The organism is Pseudomonas sp. NFX71 (genome assembly GCF_048079215.1).
In the GTDB taxonomy this organism is placed as follows: Bacteria; Pseudomonadota; Gammaproteobacteria; order Pseudomonadales; family Pseudomonadaceae; genus Aquipseudomonas; species Aquipseudomonas fluorescens_B.
The window spans coordinates 1,925,754-1,948,094 of sequence record NZ_CP182230.1; the positions used below are offsets into that span (position 1 = coordinate 1,925,754).

The 22,341-nt window shown below is 58.0% G+C and carries 22 protein-coding genes; 9 read left to right on the top strand and 13 right to left on the bottom strand.

Translation table 11 applies throughout. The annotated features are described in order from the left end of the window. Positions 1–40 precede the first annotated feature (40 nt). From yidC to rpmH, 4 genes are read right to left on the bottom strand one after another with little or no spacing between them, the layout of a single operon-like run. Positions 41–1,729 (bottom strand): membrane protein insertase YidC, encoded by a 1,689-nt coding sequence (gene yidC, locus ACM1ZW_RS08910; RefSeq protein WP_414880302.1) that lies wholly within the window; start codon positions 1,727–1,729, stop codon positions 41–43. A gap of 2 nt (positions 1,730–1,731) precedes the next feature. Further along, on the bottom strand, positions 1,732–1,977 hold the full coding sequence (gene yidD, locus ACM1ZW_RS08915) for a membrane protein insertion efficiency factor YidD (protein WP_010207715.1): 246 nt from the start codon (positions 1,975–1,977) through the stop codon (positions 1,732–1,734). Beyond that, positions 1,970–2,371, bottom strand: a complete 402-nt coding sequence (rnpA, locus tag ACM1ZW_RS08920; protein ID WP_031319201.1) for a ribonuclease P protein component — start codon at positions 2,369–2,371, stop codon at positions 1,970–1,972. Before rnpA ends, yidD begins: the two co-directional genes overlap by 8 nt. 16 nt (positions 2,372–2,387) lie before the next feature. Next, positions 2,388–2,522, bottom strand: coding sequence for a 50S ribosomal protein L34 (gene rpmH / locus ACM1ZW_RS08925; protein WP_003213577.1), 135 nt, complete (start codon positions 2,520–2,522; stop codon positions 2,388–2,390). A 566-nt stretch (positions 2,523–3,088) separates the two neighbouring features. Here rpmH and dnaA point away from each other — a divergent pair. The 5 genes from dnaA to ACM1ZW_RS08950 all read left to right on the top strand — a co-directional run bounded on the left by dnaA (position 3,089) and on the right by ACM1ZW_RS08950 (position 10,059). After that, entirely contained in the window at positions 3,089–4,609 is a 1,521-nt protein-coding gene (gene dnaA / locus ACM1ZW_RS08930; protein WP_416740424.1) for a chromosomal replication initiator protein DnaA, read from the top strand. 39 nt (positions 4,610–4,648) lie between these two features. After that, positions 4,649–5,752: a DNA polymerase III subunit beta gene (dnaN, locus tag ACM1ZW_RS08935; protein WP_017341709.1), complete on the top strand. Its 1,104-nt coding sequence runs from the start codon at positions 4,649–4,651 to the stop codon at positions 5,750–5,752. Positions 5,753–5,772: 20 nt separating this feature from the next. Then, complete coding sequence (recF, locus tag ACM1ZW_RS08940) at positions 5,773–6,876, top strand: DNA replication/repair protein RecF (protein WP_414884820.1); 1,104 nt, start codon at positions 5,773–5,775, stop codon at positions 6,874–6,876. 5 nt (positions 6,877–6,881) lie between these two features. Next, positions 6,882–9,299, top strand: a complete 2,418-nt coding sequence (gene gyrB / locus ACM1ZW_RS08945; protein ID WP_031319202.1) for a DNA topoisomerase (ATP-hydrolyzing) subunit B — start codon at positions 6,882–6,884, stop codon at positions 9,297–9,299. 241 nt (positions 9,300–9,540) lie between these two features. Next, positions 9,541–10,059 (top strand): Hcp family type VI secretion system effector, encoded by a 519-nt coding sequence (locus ACM1ZW_RS08950; RefSeq protein ID WP_017341712.1) that lies wholly within the window; start codon positions 9,541–9,543, stop codon positions 10,057–10,059. 185 nt (positions 10,060–10,244) lie between these two features. On the opposite strand, the gene ACM1ZW_RS08955 is transcribed toward ACM1ZW_RS08950, so the two are convergent. The 4 genes from ACM1ZW_RS08955 to glyQ form a co-directional block, all read right to left on the bottom strand. Then, positions 10,245–11,024 (bottom strand): lysophospholipid acyltransferase family protein, encoded by a 780-nt coding sequence (locus ACM1ZW_RS08955; RefSeq protein ID WP_416740425.1) that lies wholly within the window; start codon positions 11,022–11,024, stop codon positions 10,245–10,247. Between the two features lie 82 nt (positions 11,025–11,106). Continuing rightward, positions 11,107–11,640, bottom strand: coding sequence for a D-glycero-beta-D-manno-heptose 1,7-bisphosphate 7-phosphatase (gmhB, locus tag ACM1ZW_RS08960; RefSeq protein WP_414880299.1), 534 nt, complete (start codon positions 11,638–11,640; stop codon positions 11,107–11,109). A gap of 6 nt (positions 11,641–11,646) precedes the next feature. After that, positions 11,647–13,701, bottom strand: coding sequence for a glycine--tRNA ligase subunit beta (gene glyS, locus ACM1ZW_RS08965; RefSeq protein ID WP_416740426.1), 2,055 nt, complete (start codon positions 13,699–13,701; stop codon positions 11,647–11,649). Continuing rightward, positions 13,698–14,651 carry a glycine--tRNA ligase subunit alpha gene (glyQ, locus tag ACM1ZW_RS08970; protein ID WP_003213601.1) on the bottom strand — a complete coding sequence of 318 codons (954 nt, stop codon included), beginning with the start codon at positions 14,649–14,651 and terminating at the stop codon, positions 13,698–13,700. The genes glyS and glyQ overlap by 4 nt, the downstream gene beginning before the upstream one ends. Before the next feature lie 81 nt (positions 14,652–14,732). On the opposite strand from glyQ, the gene tag reads away from it, so the two are divergent. The 3 genes from tag to ACM1ZW_RS08985 all read left to right on the top strand — a co-directional run bounded on the left by tag (position 14,733) and on the right by ACM1ZW_RS08985 (position 16,530). Next, entirely contained in the window at positions 14,733–15,290 is a 558-nt protein-coding gene (gene tag / locus ACM1ZW_RS08975; RefSeq protein ID WP_017341717.1) for a DNA-3-methyladenine glycosylase I, read from the top strand. Between the two features lie 40 nt (positions 15,291–15,330). Beyond that, a complete protein-coding gene (locus ACM1ZW_RS08980) occupies positions 15,331–16,218 on the top strand; it encodes a lysophospholipid acyltransferase (protein WP_414880297.1) in 888 nt (295 codons plus the stop codon). A gap of 72 nt (positions 16,219–16,290) precedes the next feature. Then, on the top strand, positions 16,291–16,530 hold the full coding sequence (locus ACM1ZW_RS08985) for a PilZ domain-containing protein (RefSeq protein ID WP_008027574.1): 240 nt from the start codon (positions 16,291–16,293) through the stop codon (positions 16,528–16,530). Here the strand turns inward: ACM1ZW_RS08985 and ACM1ZW_RS08990 are convergent, their stop codons facing one another. From ACM1ZW_RS08990 to def, 5 genes are read right to left on the bottom strand one after another with little or no spacing between them, the layout of a single operon-like run. Then, positions 16,531–16,845 carry a tetratricopeptide repeat protein gene (locus ACM1ZW_RS08990; RefSeq protein WP_414880296.1) on the bottom strand — a complete coding sequence of 105 codons (315 nt, stop codon included), beginning with the start codon at positions 16,843–16,845 and terminating at the stop codon, positions 16,531–16,533. Positions 16,846–16,891: 46 nt separating this feature from the next. Then, complete coding sequence (gene trkA, locus ACM1ZW_RS08995) at positions 16,892–18,265, bottom strand: Trk system potassium transporter TrkA (protein ID WP_017341720.1); 1,374 nt, start codon at positions 18,263–18,265, stop codon at positions 16,892–16,894. Between the two features lie 23 nt (positions 18,266–18,288). Then, complete coding sequence (gene rsmB, locus ACM1ZW_RS09000; protein ID WP_416740427.1) at positions 18,289–19,599, bottom strand: 16S rRNA (cytosine(967)-C(5))-methyltransferase RsmB; 1,311 nt, start codon at positions 19,597–19,599, stop codon at positions 18,289–18,291. Further along, positions 19,596–20,555 (bottom strand): methionyl-tRNA formyltransferase, encoded by a 960-nt coding sequence (gene fmt, locus ACM1ZW_RS09005; RefSeq protein ID WP_017341722.1) that lies wholly within the window; start codon positions 20,553–20,555, stop codon positions 19,596–19,598. The genes rsmB and fmt overlap by 4 nt, the downstream gene beginning before the upstream one ends. A gap of 57 nt (positions 20,556–20,612) precedes the next feature. Beyond that, positions 20,613–21,119, bottom strand: a complete 507-nt coding sequence (gene def / locus ACM1ZW_RS09010) for a peptide deformylase (protein ID WP_017341723.1) — start codon at positions 21,117–21,119, stop codon at positions 20,613–20,615. Positions 21,120–21,290: 171 nt separating this feature from the next. On the opposite strand from def, the gene ACM1ZW_RS09015 reads away from it, so the two are divergent. After that, positions 21,291–22,316 (top strand): LysM peptidoglycan-binding domain-containing protein, encoded by a 1,026-nt coding sequence (locus ACM1ZW_RS09015; protein ID WP_416740428.1) that lies wholly within the window; start codon positions 21,291–21,293, stop codon positions 22,314–22,316. Positions 22,317–22,341 lie beyond the last annotated feature (25 nt).

The window sequence follows — 22,341 nt, forward strand, 5'->3', positions numbered from 1 at the left end:
CCCACTAGGGGGCGTTTTGAGTGGTTACCCACAGAGTAAGTTACGCCTCGGCTTTTTTGGTAGCCGCTTCGACCTTACGCGTGATGTACCACTGTTGGGCGATGGACAGGCAGTTGTTCACTACCCAGTACAGCACCAGACCAGCCGGGAACCACAGGAAGAAGAAGGTGAAGATGATAGGCATCAGCTTCATTACCTTGGCCTGCATCGGGTCCGGAGGAGTCGGGTTCAACTGCTGCTGGATAAACATGGTTGCACCCATGATGATCGGCAGAATGAAGAACGGATCCTTGATCGACAGGTCAGTAATCCACAGCATGAACGGCGCCTGGCGCATTTCAACGCTTTCAAGCAGAACCCAGTACAGCGAAAGGAATACCGGCATCTGCACGAGGATTGGCAAGCAACCACCCAGCGGATTGATCTTCTCTTTCTTGTACAGCTCCATCATGGCTTGCGACATTTTCTGCCGGTCATCGCCATGTTGCTCTTTCAGTGCCGCCAGTTTCGGGGCCACTGCACGCATACGAGCCATGGACTTGTAGCTGGCTGCCGACAACGGGAAGAAGATCCCTTTGATCAGCATGGTCAGGAAGATAATCGACCAGCCCCAGTTACCGACGATGGCGTGGATGTGTCCGAGCAGCCAGAAGATTGGCTGGGCAATGAACCACAGAATGCCGTAGTCGACGGTCAGTTCCAGACCTGGGGACAACTCTTTCAGCACGGCCTGGCTTTTCGGACCGGCGTACAGAATAGCGCTGGTTTCGGCTTTTGCACCCGGGGCAACGCTTATTGCCGGGCCGGTATAACCGATGATGTAGTTGCCTTTGCTGTCTTTGCGGGTCTGGACGACGTTGTTTTCGCCCTTCGCCGGAATCCATGCGGTCACGAAGTAGTGCTGCAACCAGGCAACCCAACCACCGCTGACGGTTTCCTTCAACTGCGCCTTGTCCATGTCCTTCATGGACACTTTCTTGTACGGCTCGTTACTTGTCCACAGGGCTGCGCCCAGGTAAGTGGCGGTACCGGTGGCGGTAGTTGAAGAAGGATCGCCGCTGGCGTCACGCTTCAGTTGCGCGAACATCGCACCAGACCAGGGCTGTGCGCTCTGGTTGTCGATCAGGTAGGAAACGGTTACGTCATACAGGCCACGTTTCAGAGTGAAACGTTTGATGTAGTTGACGCCGTCCTTGCTGAACTTCAGGTCCACGACCAATTGGTCCTGACCGTCAGCCAGTTGATAAATCTTCTTCTCCGAGGTGTACACCGGACGACCAGCCGGGCTTGCGTCCGGGCCGTTGGTGCCAATCAACCCGCTTTGCGCCAGGTAAGTCAGTTCACCGCCGTTATCAAACAGCTGGAACGGAATTTCCGGATGGTCCTGGCGACGTGGGTACAGCGGCAATTTCAGCTGGGCGACATCGCCACCTTGTGGATCGATAGCCAGGTCGAGCACATCCGTTTTGATCTGGATGAGGTCTTTGCTTGCAGCTACTGGCGTTTCAGCAGGAGCAGTGGCACTGGTATCGCTTGCGGCGCGTGGAATGTCGTCACTGACAGAAGCATTATTGCCAGTCGCCGTGTCCGGTAGGCCCGGTGCGGTAGTACTGGAAGCAACATTCTGAGTCGGCAGGGCAGCCTGGCCATAGTCCTGGTTCCATTTAAGAACCATAACGTAGGACACGATTGCCAGGGCGACGATCAGGATCGTGCGTTTGATATCCATGATTACTCGGCCATCGAAGAAGAACGGGAGGTAGGGATAGGTGGAACCGGGTCATAACCACCGGGATTCCACGGATGACAGCGACCTAAACGACGAAAGGTCAGCCAGCCACCGCGCAGAAGGCCATGATTTTCTATGGCTTCTAACGCGTAGCAGGAACAACTGGGGTAGAAACGACAGTGACTGGCCATCAGAGGACTAATGGCATAGCGATAAAACTGGATCGGAACGAGTGCCAGTTTACGCATCGGGACTGTCTACCCCTACAGTTTCGGTTTTGACTGCTGGTACCGGCGTGCTGCGTGCCAGTCGCTTCCAGAGTTTGCCGAAATGCTGAATCAATTCGGGGTTTTCTACGTCACCCAAACCTTTGCGCGCGACGATAACGATGTCCCAACCGGCCAGTGAATCCTGGTTCAGACGGAACGATTCGCGCATCAGACGTTTGAGGCGATTGCGCTCGACGGAGAGCTTTACGCTCTTTTTCCCGATAACCAGCCCGAGACGGGGGTGATCAAGATCGTTGTTGCGCGCAAGGAGCAGGAGATTTTTCCCCGGAACCTTGCCGGTAGGGGAGTCAAAGACTGCCTTGAAATGCCGGGGAGTAAGCAGACGCTTTTCCCGACTGAAGTCCTGACTCACCTCCAGTGCCGGCTTATCAAACTGCCAGACGCGCACGACCTTTGGCGCGACGACGCGACAGAACGGCACGGCCGTTCTTGGTAGCCATGCGAGCACGGAAGCCGTGGGTACGAGCGCGTTTGATAGTGCTTGGTTGGAAAGTACGTTTCATTGTCGTGTTACCTGGTTCGTCCACAACGGGCCGGAATGGCCCCCGTTTTAAGAGACCGGGGATTCTAGAGAAAGCAAGCCTCTAGGTCAATTTCCAACCAGCGTTTCCTTATAAATAGATCTCCAGTGGTTTTACTCGCCTTCCGCCTTGGCCAAATATAAAAATAAAGAAGGAAAGTATTTAAAGCTTTTCTGTAAAGCTTATAAAAGCTAGGGCACCGATCATCTGTGGATAACTACATTTAGGCCTTATATCCCGTGGTGTACAGAGAATGACAACTACGGTGGAAAACGGTGGTCAGCCTGTGCTGCGCTGTCGGATAAGCTGTGTGTGAAACGCGTGGTTATCCACAGGCAGGTTATCCACCGAGTTTCGCCCCCACTTGTACAACGACCTCAGGGTCGGTTATCCACAGACCTTATGCACAGACCATTGGTCGCCTTTTTTGCGTATAAATCGTTGATTCTTCTTGGTCGGTGACCCACCTACGTGTGGATAAGTCGGCGTCTGGTCGCTACAATGGCCGCTTGTTTTTGCCTCACCGGCTTTCAACTTAGGGGATATCCGTGTCAGTGGAACTTTGGCAGCAGTGCGTAGAGCTTTTGCGCGATGAGCTGCCTGCCCAACAATTCAACACTTGGATCCGTCCACTACAGGTCGAAGCCGAAGGCGACGAGTTGCGTGTCTACGCGCCGAATCGTTTTGTTCTCGACTGGGTTAACGAAAAGTACCTGGGTCGCGTCCTTGAACTGCTTGATGAGCACGGCAATGGCATGGCGCCTGCGCTGTCCTTATTAATAGGCAGCAAACGCAGTTCGGCGCCGCGTGCCGCTCCGAATGCGCCATTGGCTGCTGCCGCGTCCCAGGCACAGGCGGCGCAAGCACCTGTCAGTGCTTCGGCACCTGCCCCGACGGCTACGCCGACCAAGCGTTCGACACAGAAAGTTGCCGACGTCAGTGAAGAGCCATCGCGTGACAGTTTCGACCCGATGGCCGGTGCGAGTTCTCAACAGGCCCCGGTGCGTTCCGAGCAGCGCACTGTGCAGGTGGAAGGTGCGCTCAAGCACACCAGTTACCTGAATCGCACGTTCACCTTCGAAAACTTCGTGGAAGGCAAGTCCAACCAACTGGCCCGCGCAGCGGCCTGGCAGGTGGCAGACAATCCCAAGCACGGTTACAACCCGCTCTTCCTTTATGGCGGTGTTGGTTTGGGTAAAACCCACTTGATGCACGCTGTGGGTAACCATCTATTAAAGAAGAACCCGAATGCCAAGGTTGTGTACCTGCATTCGGAGCGTTTTGTGGCCGACATGGTCAAGGCACTGCAACTGAATGCAATCAACGAGTTCAAGCGCTTCTACCGTTCGGTGGATGCGTTGCTGATCGATGACATCCAGTTCTTTGCCCGCAAGGAACGCTCCCAGGAAGAGTTTTTCCACACCTTCAACGCCCTGCTCGAAGGTGGCCAGCAGGTCATTCTCACCAGTGACCGCTACCCTAAAGAGATCGAAGGCCTTGAAGAACGCCTGAAATCCCGCTTTGGCTGGGGGCTGACGGTTGCTGTCGAACCGCCGGAGCTGGAAACCCGTGTAGCGATCCTGATGAAAAAGGCCGACCAGGCCAAAGTCGATCTGCCCCACGATGCGGCGTTCTTTATTGCCCAGCGTATTCGTTCCAACGTCCGTGAGCTGGAAGGCGCGCTCAAGCGCGTGATCGCCCACTCGCACTTCATGGGCCGCGATATCACCATCGAGCTGATTCGCGAATCCTTGAAAGACCTGTTGGCGTTGCAGGACAAACTGGTCTCTGTGGATAACATTCAGCGCACTGTCGCCGAGTATTACAAGATCAAGATTTCCGACCTGCTGTCCAAGCGTCGTTCGCGCTCGGTCGCTCGTCCGCGTCAGGTTGCCATGGCGTTGTCCAAAGAGTTGACTAACCACAGCCTGCCGGAAATCGGCGATGTGTTTGGCGGCCGCGACCATACGACCGTTTTGCACGCCTGCCGCAAGATCAACGAACTTAAGGAATCCGACGCGGACATCCGCGAGGACTACAAGAACCTGCTGCGTACACTGACCACTTGATGCATACCAGCGCAGCTTATTAAGGCAAGGGACTAGACCATGCATTTCACCATTCAACGCGAAGCCCTGTTGAAACCCCTGCAACTGGTCGCAGGCGTCGTCGAGCGCCGACAGACCTTGCCGGTGCTCTCCAACGTGCTGCTGGTTGTCGAAGGCCAGCAACTGTCGCTGACCGGTACCGACCTGGAAGTCGAGCTGGTCGGTCGTGTGCAACTCGAAGAACCGGCGGATCCGGGTTCCATCACTGTGCCTGCGCGCAAGCTGATGGATATCTGCAAAAGCCTGCCGAACGACGCGCTGATCGACATCAAGGTCGACGAGCAGAAGCTGGTGGTGAAGGCTGGCCGTAGCCGCTTCACCCTGTCGACGCTGCCGGCCAACGATTTCCCGACTGTAGAAGAAGGCCCGGGTTCGCTGACCTGCAGCCTGGAACAAAGCAAGCTGCGTCGTTTGATCGAACGCACCAGCTTCGCCATGGCCCAGCAGGACGTGCGTTATTACCTCAATGGCATGCTGCTGGAAGTCTCGGCCGGTATCATCCGCGCCGTGGCCACCGACGGTCACCGTCTGGCCATGTGCTCGATGCAGGCCGACATCGGTCAACCGGATCGCCACCAGGTCATCGTGCCGCGCAAGGGTATCCTTGAGCTGGCGCGCCTGCTGACCGAGCCGGACGGCATCGTCAGCATCGTCCTGGGTCAGCACCACATCCGCGCTACCACGGGCGAGTTCACCTTCACCTCGAAACTGGTTGACGGTAAATTCCCGGACTACGAGCGCGTTCTGCCGAAGGGCGGTGACAAGCTGGTACTCGGTGATCGCCAGGCGTTGCGTGAAGCGTTCAGCCGTACAGCGATTCTGTCGAACGAGAAGTACCGTGGCATCCGTCTGCAACTGGCCAATGGTCAACTGAAGATCCAGGCCAACAACCCTGAGCAGGAGGAAGCGGAAGAGGAAGTCGGCGTTGAATACAACGGCGGCAATCTGGAGATCGGCTTCAACGTGAGCTACTTGCTCGACGTTTTGGGCGTGATGACCACCGAGCAGGTCCGTCTGATCCTGTCCGACTCCAACAGCAGTGCGCTGGTGCAAGAGTCCGACAACGACGACTCGGCCTACGTCGTCATGCCGATGCGTCTGTAATCATGCTCAGCAGAAGCTAGATGTCCTTAAGTCGCGTCTCGGTCACCGCGGTGCGCAATCTGCACCCGGTGACCTTCTCCCCCTCCTCCCGAATCAACATTCTTTACGGCGCCAACGGCAGCGGCAAAACCAGTGTTCTGGAAGCCATTCACCTGCTGGGGCTTGCCCGCTCGTTTCGTAGCACCCGCCTGCTGCCGGTCATTCAGTACGAGCAAGTGGCGTGCACGGTGTTTGGCCAGGTCGAATTGGCTGAGGGCGGGCATAGCGCATTGGGGATATCTCGGGATCGCCAAGGTGAGTTCCAGATTCGCATTGACGGTCAAAATGCCCGTAGCGCCGCGCAACTGGCTGAAATCCTGCCTCTGCAACTCATCAACCCTGACAGTTTCCGCTTACTGGAAGGTGCACCAAAGATACGTCGACAGTTTCTCGACTGGGGCGTGTTCCACGTGGAACCGCGATTTATGTCCACTTGGCAACGCTTGCAGAAGGCCCTGCGCCAGAGAAACTCTTGGCTGCGGCATGGTACACTTGACGCCGTTTCGCAAGCGGTTTGGGACAGGGAACTGTGCCAGGCCAGTGCTGAAATCGATGAATACCGCCGTGCTTACATCAAAGCCTTGAAACCAGTCTTTGAACAGACCTTGAGCGAACTGGTTGAGCTTGAGGGTTTGACGCTCAGCTATTACCGAGGCTGGGACAAGGACCGTGAATTGAGCGCTGTACTCGCTGGGTCCGTTCAGCGGGATCAGCAAATGGGTCATACCCAGGCCGGACCACAACGCGCAGATTTGCGCCTCAGATTGGGCGCACATAATGCCGCGGACATCTTGTCTCGCGGTCAGCAGAAGCTGGTGGTCTGTGCATTGCGGATTGCTCAAGGGCACCTGGTCAGCCAGGCCCGACGCGGGCAGTGTATTTATCTGGTGGATGACCTGCCGTCCGAACTGGACGAGCACCACCGTCGCGCGCTTTGCCGCTTGCTGGAAGACTTACGCTGCCAGGTGTTCATCACCTGTGTAGATCACGAATTATTGAGGGAAGGCTGGCAGACGGAAACGCCAGTCGCTCTGTTCCACGTGGAACAGGGCCGTATCACCCAGACCCACGACCATCGGGAGTGAAGGCATTGAGCGAAGAAAATACGTACGACTCAACGAGCATTAAAGTGCTGAAAGGCCTGGATGCCGTACGCAAACGTCCCGGTATGTACATTGGTGACACCGACGATGGCAGCGGTCTGCACCACATGGTGTTCGAGGTGGTCGATAACTCGATCGACGAAGCTTTGGCCGGCCACTGCGACGACATCAGCATCATCATTCACCCGGATGAGTCCATCACCGTTCGCGACAACGGCCGTGGCATCCCGGTAGACGTGCACAAAGAAGAAGGTGTTTCGGCTGCAGAGGTCATCATGACCGTGTTGCACGCCGGCGGTAAGTTCGACGACAACTCCTACAAAGTATCCGGCGGTCTGCACGGTGTAGGTGTGTCGGTTGTTAACGCACTGTCCAAAGAACTGATCCTGACCGTTCGCCGCAGCGGCAAGATCTGGGAACAGACTTACGTCCACGGTGTTCCGCAAGAGCCGATGAAAATCGTTGGCGAGAGCGAAACCACGGGTACCCAGATTCACTTCAAGCCTTCGGCTGAAACCTTCAAGAACATCCACTTCAGCTGGGACATCCTGGCCAAGCGGATTCGTGAACTGTCCTTCCTCAACTCCGGTGTCGGCATCGTCCTCAAGGATGAGCGCAGCGGCAAGGAAGAGCTGTTCAAGTACGAAGGTGGCCTGCGTGCGTTCGTTGAATACCTGAACACCAACAAGACTCCGGTCAACCAGGTGTTCCACTTCAATATCCAGCGTGAAGACGGCATCGGCGTGGAAATCGCCCTGCAGTGGAACGACAGCTTCAACGAGAACCTGTTGTGCTTCACCAACAACATTCCACAGCGCGATGGCGGTACTCACCTGGTGGGTTTCCGTTCCGCACTGACGCGTAACCTGAACACCTACATCGAAGCTGAAGGTCTGGCGAAGAAGCACAAAGTCGCGACCACCGGTGACGATGCCCGTGAAGGCCTGACCGCGATCATCTCGGTAAAAGTACCGGATCCGAAGTTCAGCTCCCAGACCAAAGACAAGCTGGTTTCTTCCGAAGTGAAGACAGCGGTCGAACAGGAAATGGGCAAGTACTTCTCCGACTTCCTGCTGGAAAACCCGAACGAAGCCAAACTGGTCGTCGGCAAGATGATCGACGCGGCACGTGCGCGTGAAGCGGCGCGTAAAGCCCGTGAAATGACCCGTCGTAAAGGCGCGCTGGATATCGCCGGCCTGCCGGGCAAACTGGCTGACTGCCAGGAAAAAGACCCTGCCCTGTCCGAACTGTACCTCGTGGAAGGTGACTCTGCTGGCGGCTCCGCCAAGCAGGGACGTAACCGCCGCACCCAGGCCATCCTGCCGCTGAAGGGCAAGATCCTCAACGTCGAGAAGGCGCGTTTCGACAAGATGATCTCTTCGCAAGAAGTAGGCACCTTGATCACCGCGCTGGGCTGTGGCATTGGCCGCGACGAGTACAACATCGACAAGCTGCGTTATCACAACATCATCATCATGACCGATGCTGACGTCGACGGTTCGCACATCCGTACCCTGCTGCTGACCTTCTTCTTCCGTCAGTTGCCGGAGCTGATCGAGCGTGGCTACATCTATATCGCTCAGCCACCGCTGTACAAGGTCAAGAAAGGCAAGCAAGAGCAATACATCAAAGACGACGACGCCATGGAAGAGTACATGACGCAGTCGGCCTTGGAAGACGCGAGCCTGCACCTGAACGAAGAAGCCCCAGGGATCTCCGGTGAAGCGCTCGAGCGCCTGGTGAATGACTTCCGTCTGGTGATGAAGACCCTCAAGCGTCTGTCGCGCCTGTACCCACAGGAGCTGACCGAGCACTTCATTTACCTGCCAGCGGTGAGCATGGAGCAACTGTCCGATCACGCTGCGATGCAGGATTGGCTGGCCAAGTACGAAGTTCGCCTGCGCACCGTCGAGAAGTCTGGCCTGGTTTACAAAGCCAGCCTGCGTGAAGACCGTGAACGTAACGTCTGGCTGCCAGAGGTCGAACTGATCTCCCACGGTCTGTCGAACTACGTCACGTTCAACCGCGACTTCTTCGGCAGCAATGATTACAAGACCGTTGTCTCTTTGGGCGCTCAGTTGAGCAGCTTGCTGGACGAAGGCGCGTACATCCAACGTGGCGAGCGCAAGAAGCCGGTTACCGAGTTCAAGGAAGCTCTTGAATGGCTGATGACTGAAAGTACCAAGCGTCACACCATCCAGCGATACAAAGGTCTGGGTGAGATGAACCCGGATCAGCTGTGGGAAACCACCATGGACCCGAGCCAGCGCCGGATGCTCAAAGTGACCATCGAAGACGCCATTGGCGCGGACCAGATCTTCAACACCCTGATGGGTGATGCGGTCGAACCTCGTCGTGACTTCATCGAAAGCAACGCCTTGGCGGTGTCCAACCTGGACTTCTGATCCAGAGGACTTGCCAGACAAAAAGGCCAGCGCATTGCGCTGGCCTTTTTTATTTCCTTGAATACTTTGTTCGCTGAATCACAGGAACTTAATCGTATAGAACGCGGGCTTTATGCCTCGGCACCTCACAGAAAAATCCTACATACGACATCCCTGGTGCTCTTTATCCTACAGCCTTCTCGTCAAGTGCATGACTGGCGGGGAGCTATCATTTTTGGGATATCGAACAGGGAATGCTGTTATGCCAACACCCGCGTATTTAGTTATAAATGGAAACCGGCAAGGAATGATTACTGCCGGAACATTTACTCCGGAGTCGGTTGGTAATGTCTACCAGGAGGGTCACGAAAACCAAATCCTGGTCCAGGCATTCAGTCACCAAATAATTATTCCGAGAGATCCCCAATCGGGTCAGCCAACGGGCCAGCGCGTGCATAAACCGCTGATGATCTCAAAAGTATTTGATAAATCGTCACCGTTGATCTTAACCGCGTTAACGAGCGGAGAAGTATTGGATAACTGCCATATCGCTTGGTATCGGACCTCGGCGGCTGGAAAACAAGAACATTACTTCAGCATAGAGCTGGAAGACGCAGTGATCGTAGATGTGCAGACAAGAATGCCAAGCTGCCAGGATCCGGCCATGGCCCACTTTACACATCTGGAGGACGTGTACTTCACCTACCGAAAAATAACCTGGACTCACGAAGTCTGCGGTACCTCCGGTTCCGATGACTGGCGTGCTCCGCTTATCAGCTAGGACTCCCGACCCAAATCGCAGGCATAAAAAAACCGGCTATATCAGCCGGTTTTTTTACGTCCGAAAAAAACTTATGCACCTTTTTCGACATTTTATGAGTTTAAGAAATATGTATATAAATCATAATCTTACGAATATATCACGTCGTTTTTGAGCAAAACGGTACACAGGTTATCCACAGAATCTCAGACAGCCACCTGATCACTCGCAACCGGAGCTTGCGGAGCAGGCGGAAGCGAGCCCATATCACGCTGCATCTGCTCATTCCAGGCCTGAACACGATCGTTTAGATCGGCAATGGCTCGCGGCCCGCTTCCTTCGGCGTACATCGGCTCGCCGATGATCACAGTGATGACACCCTGCTTCTTCGCCCAACCGGTTTTCGGCCAGAACTTGCCGGCATTGTGCGCAATCGGCAGCACCGGAAGCGCGGCGTTGACCGCCAACGCGGTACCACCCCGAGAGAACTTGCCAATGGTGCCGTAAGGCACTCGCGTTCCTTCAGGGAAGATCAGCACCCAGACGCCATCTTTCAGCAGTTCATCGCCCTTCTTCGCCACATGCTTGAGCGCCGCTTTTGGGTTGTCGCGGTCGATGGCGATCGGTCGCAACATGGCCATGGCCCAGCCAAAGAACGGCACAAACAGCAATGAGCGTTTCAGTACCTGGCTCAACGGCTCGAAGTAGGCCGAGAGGAAGAACGTCTCCCAAGTGCTCTGGTGGTTCGATTGAATCACGCAGGGCTGGTCAGGTACGTTCTCGGTGCCCTTCACTTCGTAGCTGATGCCCAGAAAGACTTTGCTCAGCCACAAGGCGCAGCGGCACCAATACACATTGATAAATCGATAGCGCGCCTTGAACGGCAGAAAAGGCGCGATAAAAAAGCTCAGGCTGCACCAGAGCAACGAGCTGGTGCCCAGCAGCAGGTAAAAGAGAAAGGTTCTGATGGCCTGCAGTATCGACATGGCGACGTTTACCGTGCGGGCTCTGCCCGTCTATATAAAGCGCACTCCCGATCAATCCTTGGTCAGGAAATTCGAAAGCACTCTAATTGTGGATAAGTTCTGCGGCAATCGCCGCGAGATCGTCAAATATCAAGGTGCCTACCGGTAGGGACTTGCCCAACGTCTTTGCGCCTTTCCCGGTCTTTACCAAAACTGGCTGAGAATCGACGGCTTTGGCGGCTTCCAGGTCACCAAGACTGTCGCCGACGAACCATAGATCAGTCAGCGATACGTTGTAATGCGCGGCGATGGTTTTCAGCATCCCGGGTTTTGGCTTGCGGCAAACACAGCCTTCGTCCGGCCCGTGCGGGCAATAGACGATCAGCCCGACCTCACCGCCCTGCTCCGCCACCAACGAACGCAAGCGCTCGTGCATGGCGTCCAGGGTGGCGATGTCGTAATAGCCGCGAGCGATGCCCGACTGGTTGGTAGCGACCGCTACCGTCCAGCCAGCCTTGCTCAACTGCGCGATGGCTTCGATCGAACCGGGGAGCGGTATCCACTCCTCCACCGACTTGATGTAAGCGTCGGAGTCGTAATTGATCACCCCGTCCCGATCGAGAATCAGCAGTTTCAAACAGTCTTACCCCAGCAGCGAAATGTCGGCTACGCCGAGGAACAACCCACGCAAACGCGACAGCAGTGCATAGCGGTTGGCGCGCACGTTGGCATCATCCGCGTTGACCATCACGGCTTCGAAGAAGGCATCCACCGGCTCGCGCAAGGCCGCCAGGCGCGCCAGAGATTCGCTGTACTGACGCGCAGCAGCCATTGGCTGAACAGCCTGGTCCGCCTGCTGAATCGCCGAGTACAGGGAAAACTCGTTGGCATTGTCGAAATACTTGGCTTCAACGACCGATGGAACAGAGCCTTCAACCTTGCTCAGCAAGTTCGAAACGCGCTTGTTCACTGCGGCGAGGGCAGCAGCTTCCGGCAATTTACGGAACGCTTCCACCGCTTGTACACGCTGATCAAAGTCCAGCGCCGAACCCGGCTTCAATGCCCGTACCGACAGATAAGTCCCGACATCAACGCCTTCGTCTTCATAGCGAGCACGCAGTCGGTCGAATACGAATTCGAGTACCGAGTCGGCCAGGCCAGCCGCCTTGACCTTGGCACCGAACGCATTCACAGCGAACGCCACGGCGTCATTCAGATCAAGGTCGAGCTTCTTGTCGATCAGGATGCGCAACACGCCGAGTGCAGCACGACGCAGGGCATACGGGTCTTTGCTACCGGTCGGCAGCATGCCGATACCGAAGATGCCAACCAGTGTGTCGAGTTTGTCGGCGATGGCCACGGCCGCACCGGTCAGGGTGGTCGGCAGCTCTGCGCCGGCACCGCGCGGCATGTATTGCTCGTTCAGTGCCAGAGCGACTTCTTCCGGCTCGCCATCGTTGAGGGCGTAGTAGTAACCGGCGACGCCTTGCATCTCCGGGAACTCACCGACCATCTCGGTTGCCAGGTCGCACTTGGACAGCAGGCCGGCACGGGAAGCCCATGCCGCGTTGCCGCCGATGCGTTGTGCGATGAATGCAGCCAGTTTGGAAACGCGCTCGGCCTTGTCGTAGACGCTGCCGAGTTTTTCCTGGAACACCACGTTCTGCAGACGCAGATTGAAATCTTCGAGTTTCTGCTTCTTGTCCTGCTTGAAGAAGAACTCGGCGTCGGTGAGGCGTGGGCGAACCACTTTCTCGTTACCGGCGATGATTTGCTGCGGGTCTTTGCTTTCGATGTTGGCCACGGTAATGAAACGTGGCAGCAACTTGCCGTCGGCGTCCAGCAGGCAGAAATACTTCTGGTTGTCCTGCATGGTGGTGATCAGCGCTTCTTGCGGCACGTCGAGGAAACGCTCCTCGAACGAGCACACCAGCGGCACTGGCCATTCAACCAGCGCGGTCACTTCGTCGAGCAGGGCTGGCGGAACGATTGCCGTGCCTTCCTGCATCGTCGCCAGCTCTTCGGTGCGCTTGCTGATGATCGCGCGACGCTCGTTGGAGTCGGCCAGCACGTAAGCGGCACGCAGATCGCTCAGGTAGTTGGCCGGCGAGGTGATACGCACGCTTTCCGGGTGATGGAAGCGGTGACCACGAGAATCGCGGCCGGCCTTCTGCGCGAGGATGGTGCAATCGATGACCTGGTCACCGAGCAGCATCACCAGCCATTGGGTCGGACGAACGAATTCTTCTTTGCGAGCGCCCCAGCGCATGCGCTTCGGGATCGGCAGGTCGTTCAGGGAATCTTCGACGATGGTCGGCAGCAGGCTCGCGGTCGGCTTGCCGGCGATGCTTTGGCTGTAACGCAGTTTCGGGCCGCTCTGATCGATTTCGCTCAGGTCGACGCCGCATTTCTTGGCGAAACCCAATGCCGCTTGAGTCGGATTGCCTTCGGCATCGAACGCGGCCTGACGTGGCGGGCCATCGAGGTTGATGCTGCGATCCGGTTGCTGGGTGGACAGCGAGGTGATCAGCACCGCCAGACGACGTGGCGCGGCGTAGACGGTTTTGGTCTCGTAGTTCAGGCCAGCGGCTTGCAGGCCCTTGTCGATACCGGCCAGGAACGCCTCGGCCAAGGTGTTCAGGGCTTTGGGTGGCAGTTCTTCGGTGCCCAGTTCAACCAGAAAATCTTGAGCACTCATTGTGCAGCCTCCAGCTTGGCCAGTACTTCATCACGCAGGTCCGGGGTCGCCATCGGGAAGCCCAGCTTGGCGCGAGCCAGCAGGTAGGCTTGCGCAACGGAACGCGCCAGTGTGCGCACACGCAGAATGTATTGCTGACGCGCAGTCACTGAAATTGCCCGGCGCGCATCCAGCAGGTTGAAGGTGTGGGAGGCCTTCAACACCATTTCGTAGCTCGGCAACGGCAGCGGCTGGTCGAGTTCGATCAGGCGCTTGGCTTCGCTTTCGTAGAAGTCGAACAGTTCGAACAGCTTCTCGACGTTGGCGTGTTCGAAGTTGTAGGTCGATTGCTCCACTTCGTTCTGGTGGAACACGTCGCCGTAGGTCACTTTGCCGAACGGACCGTCAGCCCAGACCAGGTCGTAGACCGAGTCCACGCCCTGCAGGTACATGGCCAGACGCTCGAGACCGTAGGTGATCTCGCCGGTTACCGGGTAGCACTCGATGCCGCCCGCTTGCTGGAAGTAAGTGAACTGTGTCACTTCCATGCCGTTCAGCCAGACTTCCCAGCCCAGACCCCAGGCGCCGAGTGTCGGCGATTCCCAGTTGTCTTCGACGAAGCGAATGTCGTGGACCAGCGGGTCCAGGCCGACATGCTTGAGGGAGCCCAGGTACAGTTCCTGGAAGTTGTCCGGGTTCGGCTTCAGGACTACCTGGAACTGGTAGTAGTGCTGCAGGCGGTTCGGGTTTTCGCCGTAGCGGCCGTCAGTCGGGCGACGACTGGGCTGCACATAAGCGGCGTTCCAGGTTTCCGGGCCGATGGCGCGCAGAAACGTGGCAGTGTGGAAAGTCCCGGCGCCTACTTCCATATCGTAGGGCTGAAGTACCACGCAACCTTGCTCGGCCCAGTATTGCTGGAGGGCGAGGATCAAGTCTTGGAAGGTACGCACGGCTGGCGTAGGCTGGCTCACGAAATTCACCTGTTTCTTGGGCTGCGATTTAAAGAGCGGGAGTATACCCGATTCATTGCTGCGCACGCCCCCTGGAGCCTTATGCCACGCTGCTTTTGGTGTTCCGAAGATCCGCTGTACATGGCTTATCACGACCAGGAGTGGGGCACGCCGCTACGCGATGCGCAGGGATTGTTCGAGTTGCTTTTGCTCGAAGGGTTCCAGGCCGGCCTCTCCTGGATCACCGTGTTGCGTAAACGTGAGCGATACCGCGAGGTGCTGTTCGGCTTCGACGTACAGCGCGTGGCGCAGATGAGCGACGCTGAAATCGATGAATTGATGCTCGATCCCGGCATTATTCGCAATCGCCTCAAACTCAATGCGGCCAGGCGCAATGCCCAGGCCTGGCTGGCGCTGGAGGACCCGGTGGCGTTTCTCTGGTCCTTCGTGGGTGGCCAACCGGTGATCAATCATTTCAAGGATCGCACCGAAGTGCCGGCGGTCACGCCGGTCGCTGTGGAGATGAGCAAAGGCCTGAAAAAAGCCGGCTTTACCTTCGTCGGCCCGACCATTTGCTACGCGTTGATGCAGGCCTCGGGCATGGTCATGGACCACACCCGGGATTGCGATCGCTACGCGACCTTGTCGATCGGCGGTTAGAATAGCCGCCTCGCGCACAGCACAAGATCAGGAGTGACCTGTGGATAAGTTGAAAGGCGCCTTGCTGGTAGGCGCTCTGCGGCTGTTTGCCTTGCTTCCTTGGCGAGCAGTGCAGGCGGTTGGCTCGGCCATCGGCTGGGTGATGTGGAAAACCCCTAACCGTTCCCGCGACGTGGTGCGGATCAATCTGGCCAAGTGCTTTCCCGAGATGGACCCTGTCGAGCGCGAGCGTCTGGTCGGCCAGAGCCTGAAAGACATCGGCAAATCGCTGACCGAAAGTGCGTGCGCGTGGATCTGGCCGGCGCAGCGTTCCATTGACCTGGTGCGGGAAGTCGAAGGGCTCGACGTCTTGAAAGACGCCCTCGCCTCTGGCAAAGGTGTCGTGGGCATCACCAGCCACTTGGGCAACTGGGAAGTGTTGAACCACTTCTATTGCAGTCAGTGCAAACCGATCATTTTTTATCGTCCGCCGAAGTTGAAGGCGGTGGATGAATTGCTGCGCAAGCAGCGGGTGCAACTGGGTAACAAGGTTGCAGCTTCCACCAAGGAAGGCATTCTCAGTGTCATCAAGGAAGTGCGCAAAGGTGGTGCAGTGGGCATCCCCGCTGACCCTGAACCGTCCGAATCCGCCGGGATCTTCGTGCCGTTCTTCGCCACCCAGGCCCTGACCAGCAAGTTTGTACCGAACATGCTCGCTGGCGGCAAAGCCGTCGGCGTATTCCTGCACGCCCTGCGCCTGCCGGACGGCTCAGGCTACAAAGTGATCCTCGAAGCCGCGCCAGAGGCCATGTACAGCACTGATACCGAAACGTCCTGCGCGGCCATGAGCAAGGTGGTCGAACGCTACGTGCGGGCTTATCCGAGCCAGTACATGTGGAGCATGAAACGCTTCAAGAAGCGTCCACCGGGTGAAGAACGCTGGTACTGAGTGGATTGGCACGATCTGTGGATAACCTCGCAATCAGGGTTATCCACAACTGTTCAGAAAAGGGCGCAGAAGATGTCCGAACACAGAAAATCATTTCGTATCAAAATCAGCCATGAAAGCTTTGGCGAATGCCTGGGCCAAACCCGCAACCTCTCGACCACGGGCGTCTACGTCAAGCATCCGGGCTTGTCTGCGTTGCCTAAAGGCGCCGTGGTGTATGGTCAGGTGCAGGATTTACCCACAGGGGCGCCGCGGGTGCGCATGGAAGTGGTGTTGGTGGACGCCGACGGTATTGGCCTGCGCTATCTCTAATCAGGGCGCCTGACGCTCCAGCTTCTTCAGAAACACCGTCATCTCCTTTTCCGCCTGCTTGTCGCCGTGAGCACGAGCAGCTTCCAGACCCTGCTCCCACGCCTGGCGTGCGGCCGGATAGTCGGCCAACGCCAAATGCGCCTTGCCCAACAGTTTCCACGCCGCTGAATACTTCGGATCGAATTCGACGCAACGCTGAAAATGTTCGGCGGCCTTGGCGTTTTCCCCAAGATCCAGGTAGCCCTTGCCCAGGCCGAAGCGCAGCAATGAGTTATCCACACCCTTGGCGAGCATTTTTTCCAGGGATTCAATCATGGGGGACACCTTGGGTTATTGGGTGAAGTTCGAAACCACCTTCGGATCAGAAGAAGCTAAGCCCCACATGGAACAACTTCTCCACATCGCGAATATGCTTCTTATCCACAAGGAACAGAATCACATGGTCACCCGCCTCGATCACCGTGTCGTCGTGGGCAATGATCACTTCTTCATCGCGAATGATCGCGCCAATCGTCGTACCCGGCGGCAGTCCAATGTTTTCGATAGCCTTGCCAATCACCTTGCTCGATTTCGCATCGCCATGGGCGATCGCCTCGATGGCCTCCGCCGCGCCGCGACGCAACGAGTGCACGCTGACGATATCGCCACGCCGTACGTGAGCCAGCAAGGTGCCGATGGTCGCCAGTTGCGGGCTGATGGCGATGTCGATGTCGCCGCCCTGAATCAGATCGACGTAGGCCGGGTTGTTGATGATCGTCATCACCTTCTTCGCGCCCAGGCGCTTGGCCAGTAGCGACGACATGATGTTGGCTTCGTCGTCGTTGGTCAGGGCGAGGAAGATGTCGGCGTCGGCGATGTTCTCCTCCATCAGCAAATCGCGGTCGGAGGCGCTGCCCTGCAGGACCACGGTGCTGTCGAGGGTGTCGGAGAGATGGCGGCAGCGGGCCGGGTTCATCTCGATGATCTTCACCTGATAACGGCTTTCGATGGCCTCGGCCAGACGCTCGCCGATCTGCCCGCCACCGGCGATGACGATGCGCTTGTAGCTTTCGTCGAGGCGGCGCATTTCGCTCATCACTGCGCGAATATTCGCCTTGGCGGCGATGAAAAAGACTTCGTCGTCGGCCTCGATCACCGTATCGCCCTGGGGCAGTATCGGCCGGTCACGCCGGAAAATCGCCGCAACGCGGGTTTCGACGTTCGGCATGTGCTCGCGCAACTGACGCAGTTGCTGACCCACCAGCGGTCCGCCGTAGTAAGCCTTCACTGCGACCAGCTGCGCTTTGCCTTCGGCGAAGTCGATCACTTGAAGCGCGCCCGGATGCTGGATCAGGCGCTTGATGTAGTTGGTGACCACTTGTTCCGGGCTGATCAGCACATCCACCGGAATCGCTTCGTTATCGAACAGCTCGGAGCGCGTCAGGTACGCCGCTTCGCGGACCCGGGCGATTTTCGTCGGTGTGTGGAACAGGGTATGGGCAACCTGACAGGCCACCATGTTGGTTTCGTCACTGTTGGTCACCGCGACCAGCATGTCGGCGTCGTCCGCGCCGGCCTGACGCAGCACCGTCGGTAGCGAGCCGCGGCCCTGCACGGTGCGGATGTCCAGCCGGTCGCCGAGATCGCGCAGGCGTTCGCCGTCGGTGTCGACCACGGTGATGTCGTTGGCCTCGCTGGCCAAGTGTTCCGCCAGCGAACCACCGACCTGCCCTGCTCCGAGGATGATGATTTTCATCCAGTCACTCCCTTAAAAACCGGTTAACCGCGCGCGGCGGCGATCTTGATCAGCTTGGCGTAGTAGAACCCGTCGTGGCCGCCTTCCTGGGCCAGCAACTGGCGACCATGGGGCTGCTTGATCCCGGCCGTTGTGGCGAGGTCCAGCTCACGGGCGCCCGGCGTGCGGGCGAGGAAGGCTTCGATGACTTCGGTGTTCTCGGTCGGCAACGTGGAGCAGGTGGCGTAAAGCAGAATCCCGCCGACCTCCAGAGTTATCCACATGGCATCGAGCAATTCGCCTTGCAGCACCGCCAGCGCGGCGATGTCATCCGGTTGGCGCGTCAGCTTGATGTCCGGGTGACGACGGATCACGCCGGTGGCCGAGCATGGCGCGTCAAGGAGGATGCGCTGGAAGGGTTTGCCGTCCCACCAGGTTGCGGTGTCGCGACCGTCGGCGGCGATCAGTTCGGCGCTCAGGCCCAGGCGTGCGAGGTTTTCCCGTACGCGCACCAGACGTTTGGCTTCCAGGTCTACGGCGACGACGCCGGCCAATGCAGGCTCGGCTTCAAGGATGTGGCACGTTTTGCCGCCCGGTGCGCAGCACGCGTCGAGCACCCGTTGCCCCGGCGCCAGGTCCAGCAGATCAGCGGCCAGTTGCGCCGCTTCGTCCTGCACGCTGATCCAGCCTTCAGCGAAACCCGGCAGGCTGCGCACATCGGCAGCGGCGTCGAGAATGATGCCGTCCTGGCTGTAGACACATGGCGTGGCGGCGATGCCCGCTTCGGTCAGCAACTGTAAGTAGGCATCGCGAGTGTGATGGCGACGGTTGACCCGCAGAATCATCGGCGGATGCGCGTTGTTCGCCGCGCAAATGGCTTCCCATTGCTCAGGCCAGAAGGCTTTCAGGGATTTTTGCAGCCAGCGCGGGTGCGCGGTGCGCACCACCGGGTCATGTTCCAGTTCGGCCAGTAGCGCTTCGCTTTCACGTTGGGCGCGGCGCAATACGGCGTTCAGCAATGCCTTGGCCCACGGTTTTTTCAGCTTGTCGGCACAGCCGACGGTTTCGCCGATAGCGGCATGGGCCGGGACGCGGGTGTAAAGCAATTGGTAGAGGCCGACGAGCAGCAGCGCCTCGACATCGGTGTCCGCTGCCTTGAAGGGTTTCTGCAGCAGCTTGGCCGCCAGCGCCGACAAACGTGGTTGCCAGCGCGCCGTGCCGAAGGCCAGGTCCTGGGTGAAGCCGCGATCACGGTCTTCAACCTTGTCCATTTGTGTCGGCAGCGAACTGTTGAGTGAGGCTTTTCCGTTAAGAACAGCAGCAAGTGCCTTGGCGGCAGCCAGACGTGGATTCATTGAGCGTCCGCCGTTTGACCGAGCACGGTGCCGACGGCAAATTTCTCACGACGGCTGTTGAACAAATCGCTGAAGTTCAGCGCCTTGCCGCCGGGCAATTGCAGGCGGGTCAGGCAAAGGGCCTGCGCACCGCACGCAACGATCAGACCGTCCTTGCTGGCGCTGAGGATTTCCCCTGGAGCGCCCTGCCCTTCAGCGAGATTCGCGGCCAGCACTTTCAGTGCTTCGCCGTTCAGTGTGCTGTGGGTGATCGGCCAGGGATTGAAGGCGCGAACCAGACGTTCGAGCTCAATGGCCGGCCGGTTCCAGTCAATGCGCGCTTCGTCCTTGTTCAATTTGTGAGCGTAAGTGGCGAGTGTGTCATCCTGCACTTCGCCTTCCAGGGTGCCGGCAGCGAGGCCGGCGATGGCTTGTAATACTGCCGGTGGACCGATTTTCGCCAGACGGTCATGAAGGCTGCCGCCAGTGTCTTCAGCACTGATCGGCGTGGTGACTTTCAGCAGCATCGGCCCGGTGTCGAGGCCCAGTTCCATGCGCATCACGGTCACGCCGCTTTCGCTGTCGCCGGCTTCGACGGCACGCTGGATCGGCGCCGCCCCGCGCCAGCGTGGCAGCAATGATGCGTGGCTGTTGATACAACCCAGGCGCGGGATATCCAGCACCACTTGCGGCAGGATCAGGCCATAAGCGACCACCACCAGCAAATCCGGCTTCAGCGCGGCCAGCTCGGCCTGAGCGTCTTCGTTGCGCAGGGTCGGCGGTTGCAGCACCGGGATGTTGTTTTCCAGTGCCAACTGCTTGACCGGGCTTGGCATCAACTTTTGCCCGCGGCCCGCCGGACGGTCCGGTTGGGTGTAGACCGCGGCGATCTCATAAGGGCTGTCGAGCAGGGCCTTGAGGTGTTCGGCGGCGAATTCCGGGGTGCCGGCAAAGACGATGCGCAGTGGCTCAGTCATGGGAACAATCTCTGAAAAGAAAAAGGCTTGCCGCAGCAAGCCTTTGAAAGGAGGGCATCAAGCGTTCTGGCGATGGAGCTTTTCCAGTTTCTTCTTGATTCGGTCGCGTTTGAGGTTCGACAGGTAGTCGACGAACAATTTGCCGTTGAGGTGGTCGCATTCGTGCTGGATGCACACGGCGAGCAGGCCTTCGGCGATCAGTTCGTAAGGCTGGCCGTCGCGGTCCAGGGCCTTGACCTTGACCTTCTGCGGGCGATCGACGTTTTCGTAGAAGCCCGGCACCGAGAGGCAGCCTTCCTGGTATTGCTCCATCTCGTCGGTCAGGGACTCGAACTCGGGGTTGATGAACACCCGCGGTTCGCTGCGGTCTTCGGAGAGGTCCATCACGACGATACGTTTGTGCACGTTGACCTGGGTTGCGGCGAGGCCGATGCCTGGCGCTTCATACATTGTTTCAAACATATCATCGACCAACTGGCGCACTTCGTCGTCCACTACGGCCACAGGTTTGGCGATAGTGCGCAGACGCGAGTCGGGAAATTCGAGGATGTCTAAAATGGCCATAAGCTTGATTGCTGCACGTCTGAGGTAAAGTCGGGTCGATGGCCTGGCAGGTCCGGAGATGCAGGCTACCGTTGTGAAGCGTAGCTCCTTTTTCTTTTTGGCAAGAATCCGGAGCGAGCCACGAGGGCTCTGGCGTTTCACGCGAACGCACATAATAAAGGGATTCACCGCATGAGGAAATCACTACTCGCCTTGCTCCTTCTGGCCTCGGCCGGTTTGGCGCACGGGCAAGTGCAACTCAGGGAAGGTTTTCCACAGCAATACATCGTTGTCACGGGTGACACACTTTGGGACATCTCCGGAAAATACCTCCGTGAGCCGTGGAAATGGCCTGAGCTCTGGCAGGCCAATCCGCAGATCCAGAACCCCAATCTCATCTACCCCGGCGATGTACTGTCGCTGGTCTACGTCAATGGCCAGCCGCGTCTGACGCTCAATCGCGGGGAATCCAGGGGCACTATCAAGCTCTCTCCACGGGTGCGCAGCTCGCCGGTGGCGGATGCCATCCCGAGTATTCCGCTGCAAGCCATCAACAGCTTCCTGCTGAGTAACCGCATCGTCGACAAGGTGGAGGATTTCGACAAGGCGCCTTATATCGTCGCGGGCGATGCCGAACGGGTGCTCAGCGGTACCGGTGACCGGATCTTCGCCCGTGGCCAGTTCGACCCGAGCCAGCCGGTTTACGGCATCTTCCGCCAGGGCAAGGTCTACACCGACCCCGACAGTAAAGAGTTCCTGGGGATCAACGCGGACGACATCGGGGGCGGCGAAATCGTGGCCACTGAGGGCGATGTCGCTACCCTCGCCCTGCAGCGCACGACTCAGGAAGTACGTCTTGGCGACCGTTTGTTCAGCACTGAAGAACGATCCATCAACTCGACCTTCATGCCCAGCGCGCCAACAACCGACATAAACGGGCTGATCATCGACGTGCCGCGCGGGGTTACTCAGATTGGCGCGATGGATGTTGTCACGCTGAACAAGGGGCAGCGTGATGGCCTGGCCGAAGGCAACGTGCTGGTGGTGATGAAAACCGGCGAAACCGTGCGTGACCGGATCACCGGCCAGCCGCTGAAGATTCCTGATGAACGCGCCGGTTTGCTGATGGTTTTCCGTACCTACGACAAGCTCAGCTACGGGCTGGTGCTCAACGCATCGCGCTCGTTGGCGGTGATGGACAAAGTGCGAAATCCGTAAGCAGGCTCCACAAGTTACCAACAGA

Bases quoted from the DNA above. Each gene is read 5' to 3' on its own strand.
- yidC (WP_414880302.1), bottom strand. From the start codon at position 1,729: ATGGATATCAAACGCACGATCCTGATCGTCGCCCTGGCAATCGTGTCC.
- yidD (WP_010207715.1), bottom strand. From the start codon at position 1,977: ATGCGTAAACTGGCACTCGTTCCGATCCAGTTTTATCGCTATGCCATT.
- rpmH (WP_003213577.1), bottom strand. From the start codon at position 2,522: ATGAAACGTACTTTCCAACCAAGCACTATCAAACGCGCTCGTACCCAC.
- dnaN (WP_017341709.1), top strand. From the start codon at position 4,649: ATGCATTTCACCATTCAACGCGAAGCCCTGTTGAAACCCCTGCAACTG.
- recF (WP_414884820.1), top strand. From the start codon at position 5,773: ATGTCCTTAAGTCGCGTCTCGGTCACCGCGGTGCGCAATCTGCACCCG.
- ACM1ZW_RS08950 (WP_017341712.1), top strand. From the start codon at position 9,541: ATGCCAACACCCGCGTATTTAGTTATAAATGGAAACCGGCAAGGAATG.
- ACM1ZW_RS08955 (WP_416740425.1), bottom strand. From the start codon at position 11,024: ATGTCGATACTGCAGGCCATCAGAACCTTTCTCTTTTACCTGCTGCTG.
- glyS (WP_416740426.1), bottom strand. From the start codon at position 13,701: ATGAGTGCTCAAGATTTTCTGGTTGAACTGGGCACCGAAGAACTGCCA.
- tag (WP_017341717.1), top strand. From the start codon at position 14,733: ATGCCACGCTGCTTTTGGTGTTCCGAAGATCCGCTGTACATGGCTTAT.
- ACM1ZW_RS08985 (WP_008027574.1), top strand. From the start codon at position 16,291: ATGTCCGAACACAGAAAATCATTTCGTATCAAAATCAGCCATGAAAGC.
- ACM1ZW_RS08990 (WP_414880296.1), bottom strand. From the start codon at position 16,845: ATGATTGAATCCCTGGAAAAAATGCTCGCCAAGGGTGTGGATAACTCA.
- trkA (WP_017341720.1), bottom strand. From the start codon at position 18,265: ATGAAAATCATCATCCTCGGAGCAGGGCAGGTCGGTGGTTCGCTGGCG.
- rsmB (WP_416740427.1), bottom strand. From the start codon at position 19,599: ATGAATCCACGTCTGGCTGCCGCCAAGGCACTTGCTGCTGTTCTTAAC.
- fmt (WP_017341722.1), bottom strand. From the start codon at position 20,555: ATGACTGAGCCACTGCGCATCGTCTTTGCCGGCACCCCGGAATTCGCC.
- def (WP_017341723.1), bottom strand. From the start codon at position 21,119: ATGGCCATTTTAGACATCCTCGAATTTCCCGACTCGCGTCTGCGCACT.
- ACM1ZW_RS09015 (WP_416740428.1), top strand. From the start codon at position 21,291: ATGAGGAAATCACTACTCGCCTTGCTCCTTCTGGCCTCGGCCGGTTTG.